Here is a 4,894-nt window from a genome sequence, read left to right as displayed (position 1 = left end):
ACGTGCGGGAGTGGTTGGCAGGCATGACCACTGGGCACGTCGTCGACTACAACCCGGAAACGGACACTTACTCGCTGCCCGCCCACCGCGCGAGCGTGCTGACCCGCGCGGCCGGGCCGGACAATCTCGCGTTGGTCTCCATGATCTTTCCGCTGCTGGCCGAGGTCGAGCAGAAGATCATCGGCTGTTTCAACGCCGGCGGCGGGCTGCCGTACAGCGAATTTCCCCGTTTCCATGCGCTGATGGCCGAGCAGAGCGCGGTCGTCTACGACACTGCGCTCGTCGATGTGGTGCTGCCGTTGGTCGACGGTCTCGTCGAGCGTTTGCAGTCGGGAATCGACGTGGCCGATTTCGGTTGCGGCAGCGGCCACGCGATCAACGTGATGGCGCAGGCGTTTGGAGCCAGCCGCTTCACCGGCATCGACTTCTCCGATCAGGCCATCGCCGCCGGCGTCCGGGAGGCCGCCGCCCTGGGCCTGAAGAACGCGACCTTCGAAAGCCACAACCTCACGGAGCTGGACAAGGCCGAGGCCTACGACGTCATCACCGTGTTCGACGCGATCCACGATCAGGCCCAGCCGGCGAAGGTGTTGGAGAACATCTACCGCGCCCTGCGGCCCGGCGGCGTTTTGTTGATGGCCGACATCAGGGCGTCCAGCCGGCTCGAGGAGAACGTCGACGTCCCGATGAGCACCTACCTCTATACCGTCTCGCTGATGCATTGCATGACGGTGTCGCTGGCGCTGGACGGCGCCGGGCTGGGCACCGCGTGGGGGACGCAGCTGGCCACCGCGATGCTGGGCGACGCCGGATTCGACGACGTGCGGGTGGCCGAGATCGAGGGAGACCCGATCAACAACTACTACATCGCCAGGAAGTGATGGCGCAGATGGGGTCCGAAGGCTACGACGCCATCGTCGCTGACGACATCCAGCGGGGTGACAACATCGAATTCCCGTCCAATGACCCGGGGGTGAAGTGGTATGTGGAAGAAGGCAGGGCCTCGAAGCCCCCTTGCGATCAGCCGGGCGTGCAGTGGTACGTCGAGGAGCGAGTCGGAGAGGTGCTTGTCAGCCCGCTCGGCGATCTGCACACCTTCATCGTGAAAGAGGTCGGGGGGCCGGGGGCCGAAGTCGAGGTCCGAGTCAGGGGCCACGTGCCCGTCCGCCGCTACCACCGGAACCATTGAGTAGGTGAGCGCTCTCGACGCTGTCGACGACTGGCCGGTGCAGGCCGCCGCCGCTGCGGTGATCGGGCCCGATGGAGTACTGGCCACCCACGGAGATGTCGACCGGGTGTTCGAGCTGGCATCGGTGACCAAGCCGTTGGTCGCCCGGGCCGTGCACGTTGCGATCGAAGAGGGCGTCGTCGAACTCGACACGGCCGCCGGGCCGCCGGGGTCGACCATCCGCCACCTGTTGGCGCATGCGGCGGGGTTGTCGATGCTCACCGATCACGTGCTGGCCCCGCCCGGCATACGGCGGATCTACTCCAACTACGGCTTCGCCGTGCTGGGCCAGACCGTGGAGCGGGAGTCGGGAATCGAGTTCGGTGAATACCTGGCCGAGGCCCTGTGCCAGCCGCTGGGCATGAAGGCCACCCGGCTGGAGGGAGGCGCGGATGCCGCGGGCTTCGGGGCCACGTCGACGGTTGCCGACCTGTCGGCATTCGCGGGGGAGTTACTGCGCCCGACAACGGTCTCGGAGCAGCTGCACGCGGAGGCGACGGCGGTGCAATTCCCCGGTTTGGACGGCGTGCTGCCCGGCTACGGGGTGCAGCGGCCCAACGATTGGGGGCTCGGCTTCGAGATCAGGGACGCCAAATCCCCGCACTGGACCGGGTCACGCAACTCGCCGCGAACCTACGGTCATTTCGGCCAAGCAGGGGGTCTCATCTGGGCAGACCCCGAATTGGAGCTGGCCTTGGTGGTCCTCACGAACCGTGATTTCGGGGAGTGGGCGCTCGAACCGTGGCCGGCAATCTCCGACGCCGTGATATCCGAATACAGCTAATTGGAACTGCACACTAGCGCAACACGGGCATCACAAGGCACAATAGACACGCAAGACACATAAATAACCAAATTTTGCGCAAGCTGTCCTGTTTGCCAGGTCCACCAGGTCGTTGGGGAAGACGTCCCTCGTGGAACCGAAGGAGCAGGAAATGCGAGCGTCGAACCAATTCGCCGACGCGACGACTGGCGTGGTGTACGTGCACGCCTCTCCCGCGGCGGTTTGCCCGCATGTCGAGTGGGCGCTGTCGTCGTCCCTTGGGGCGAAGGCGAACCTCACGTGGACGCCGCAGCCCGCGATGCCCGGGCAGTTGCGCGCGGTCACCAATTGGGTCGGGCCCGTGGGCACCGGCGCCAAGTTGGCCAACGCGCTGCGCTCCTGGTCCGTGCTCCGTTTCGAGGTGACCGAGGACCCCAGTCCCGGCGTCGACGGCCATCGGTTCAGCCACACCCCGCAACTGGGCCTGTGGAGCGGGGCGATGAGCGCCAACGGCGACGTCATGGTCGGGGAGATGCGGCTGCGGGCCATGATGGCCCAGGGCGCCGACACCCTGGCCGTCGAGCTGGACTCGGTGCTGGGGACGGCGTGGGATGAGGCGCTCGAGGCCTACCGCGACGGCGGCGACGCCGGCGAAGTGACCTGGCTGAGCCGGGGAGTCGGCTAACTCTTTGCAGCGGGCCCCAGAATCCGCAACGCTCCCTTGACCGCGGAGATCTCGGCGGGAAGCGGGCACGCGAAGTCGCCGTCGGCATAGACGTTGATGCCCGCGCTGTCGACGTGAATCGTCTTCGCGCGGGCCGTGCTCACCTCGTCGAGATTGACGTGGGTGCCCTTCATCACGGTGGGAAACAGCCGGACCAGCTTGGTGCGCGACGCCTCGTGCACCATCGTGATATCGAGCAGGCCGTCGGTCCGGTCGGCGTCGGGACAGATCAACAAGCCACCGCCGTAGCTGCGGGTATTTCCGAAGGCCGCCAGGGTGATGTCGGCGTCGATCTCCTTGGTCCCGTCGAGCACCAGGCGAAACGGCAAGAGCCGCAGCTGCGACAACTCGGCGAGCATCGCCAGGTAATAGCGCAATCGCCCATGCGGCCAACGCATCCGGTTGGCGCGATCGGTGACCAGGGAATCGAATCCGGTGGCCGCCACGGTGCCGAACCATTTGTGGGCGCCGTCGGCCCACTGAAGCCGGCCCAGGTCAATCGTTTCCGTGCAGCCGTCGACGATGATGTCCGCGGCCGCCTCGGGATCCTTTGTGGGGATGCCGAATTCGCGCACATGGTCGTTGCCGGTGCCCGCAGGGATGATGCCGAGCGGAATTTCGGTCTGCGCCAACACCTGCAGCGCATTGGAGACGACGCCGTCACCGCCGGTCACCATCACCGCATCGGTGCCCTTCTCGATTGCCGCGCCGACCAGATGACGCGCGTCTTGCGCGTCGTCGCCGATGATTTCGACGACCTCGACACCCCGCCGGTGCAGCCGGGCGATCGCGAGCTGCGCGGCGCGTATCGCGGCGCCATGTCCCGAGGCGGGATTGGTCAGCGCGATGACCTTGGCGATCTCCCGAGTCACGGAATCAGCTTGCCGGGGTTGAGGATTCCGGCCGGGTCCAGCGTCGCCTTGACCGCTCGCAGGACCTGGACCCCCAACTCGCCCACCTCGTCGCGCATCCAGGGCCGGTGGTCGGCGCCGACCGCGTGGTGATGTGTGATCGTTCCACCGGTGGTCATGATCGCATCCGACGCGGCCTTCTTGGCGGCCTTCCACTGCTCGATCGGATTGCCGCGTTGCCCCGCGACGACGGTGAAGTACAACGAGGCGCCGGTGGGGTAGACGTGCGAGATATGGCACATCACCAGCGCCGCGGTGCCGCTCTCGGCCAGCGCCGTCGTAAGTGCTTCGGTGACAGCGGCTTTCAGCGCGGGAATGTTGGACCAGTCGGTGGCGGTTTCCAGCGTCTCGCACAGCGCGCCCGCCGCCAGCAGCGAGTCGCGCAGGTATGGCGCCCCGAATCGGCCCCGCTCCCACGCCTGGGCGGGCCCGTCGCCCAACGGTGTTCCGCCCTGGGCGGCCAGCAGCGCGCGGGTTTCGCCATGGCGGCTTTCGACGTGTTCCTTGGTCCCCTCGAACACCGTGATGCCCAGGCATCCGCCGGTGATCTGGTTTTCGCCGATCGACTCGGTGGTGGCGAGATTGATGCCGGTCTCCGCTTCATCCGAGAGTCGAATCACCGTGGGGCCGGTGGCATTCTGCGTGACAGCGCGCAGGGCGGCGGCCCCGGTCGCGAAATCGGGGAACGACCACGCCTCGTAGCGCACGGTCTCCGGGGCCCGGTGCACGCGCAGCCGCACGCGGGTGATGACGCCGAAGGCTCCCTCGGAGCCGATCATCAGCTGACGAAGGTCGGGGCCTGCCGCCGATTCCGGGGCGCGGCCGAGGTCCATGATCCCCACGGGGGTGACCACGCGCAGTCCGCGGACCATGTCGTTGAAGCGACCGTAACCGGCCGAGTCCTGCCCCGACGAGCGGGTCGCGGCGAAGCCGCCGATGGTGGCGTACTCGAAGCTCTGCGGGAAGTGCCCGAGCGAAAACCCTTGTGCACCAAGCAGTCGTTCGGCATCCGGCCCGGTGACACCGGCCCCGAAAACGGCTTGGCCGGATTCCTCGTCCAGGGAGATCAGCTTGTCGAAGCGGCGCAGGTCGAGGGAGGCCACGGCGTTGAACTCCGCGCGGACGGGGTCGAGCCCGCCGACCACGCTGGTGCCGCCGCCAAACGGGACGACCGCGATGCCGTGGTCCGAGCAGTGTCGCAGGATCGCGGCCACGGCGTCGTCGTCGGCGGGAAGCAACACGGCGTCGGGCGCGTCCTGTTCGGAGTC

General features: G+C 67.3%; 6 protein-coding genes. 4 read left to right on the top strand and 2 right to left on the bottom strand.

What is annotated here, in order from left to right; translation table 11 throughout:
* The 4 genes from JOZ00_RS03180 to JOZ00_RS03165 form a co-directional block, all read left to right on the top strand.
* On the top strand, window positions 1–881 hold an 881-nt coding region (locus JOZ00_RS03180; protein ID WP_293339521.1), incomplete at its 5' end, for a class I SAM-dependent methyltransferase.
* Entirely contained in the window at window positions 881–1,189 is a 309-nt protein-coding gene (locus JOZ00_RS03175) for a hypothetical protein (RefSeq protein ID WP_293339518.1), read from the top strand. The genes JOZ00_RS03180 and JOZ00_RS03175, both read left to right, overlap by 1 nt.
* Window positions 1,190–1,193: 4 nt before the next feature.
* Window positions 1,194–2,012 (top strand): serine hydrolase domain-containing protein, encoded by an 819-nt coding sequence (locus tag JOZ00_RS03170; protein WP_293339515.1) that lies wholly within the window; start codon window positions 1,194–1,196, stop codon window positions 2,010–2,012.
* Window positions 2,013–2,163: 151 nt separating this feature from the next.
* Entirely contained in the window at window positions 2,164–2,676 is a 513-nt protein-coding gene (locus JOZ00_RS03165) for a DUF3145 domain-containing protein (RefSeq protein WP_293339512.1), read from the top strand.
* Here JOZ00_RS03165 and JOZ00_RS03160 read toward each other — a convergent pair.
* Together JOZ00_RS03160 and JOZ00_RS03155 are read right to left on the bottom strand one after the other, a co-directional pair.
* Window positions 2,673–3,587 carry a diacylglycerol kinase gene (locus JOZ00_RS03160; protein WP_293339510.1) on the bottom strand — a complete coding sequence of 305 codons (915 nt, stop codon included), beginning with the start codon at window positions 3,585–3,587 and terminating at the stop codon, window positions 2,673–2,675. The two genes, JOZ00_RS03165 and JOZ00_RS03160, sit on opposite strands and share 4 nt — an antisense overlap.
* A partial coding sequence (locus JOZ00_RS03155) for an FAD-binding oxidoreductase (protein WP_293339507.1) occupies window positions 3,584–4,894 on the bottom strand: 1,311 nt, incomplete at its 5' end. The genes JOZ00_RS03160 and JOZ00_RS03155, both read right to left, overlap by 4 nt.

The sequence above is a fragment of the Mycobacterium sp. genome, assembly GCF_019243155.1.
In the GTDB taxonomy this organism is placed as follows: domain Bacteria; phylum Actinomycetota; class Actinomycetes; order Mycobacteriales; family Mycobacteriaceae; genus Mycobacterium.
This window is presented reverse-complemented; position numbering and strand designations above follow the sequence as displayed.

What these genes read in the sequence shown, in the direction of transcription:
- JOZ00_RS03175 (WP_293339518.1), top strand. Translation starts at nt 881, where the DNA reads ATGGCGCAGATGGGGTCCGAAGGCTACGACGCCATCGTCGCTGACGAC.
- JOZ00_RS03165 (WP_293339512.1), top strand. Translation starts at nt 2,164, where the DNA reads ATGCGAGCGTCGAACCAATTCGCCGACGCGACGACTGGCGTGGTGTAC.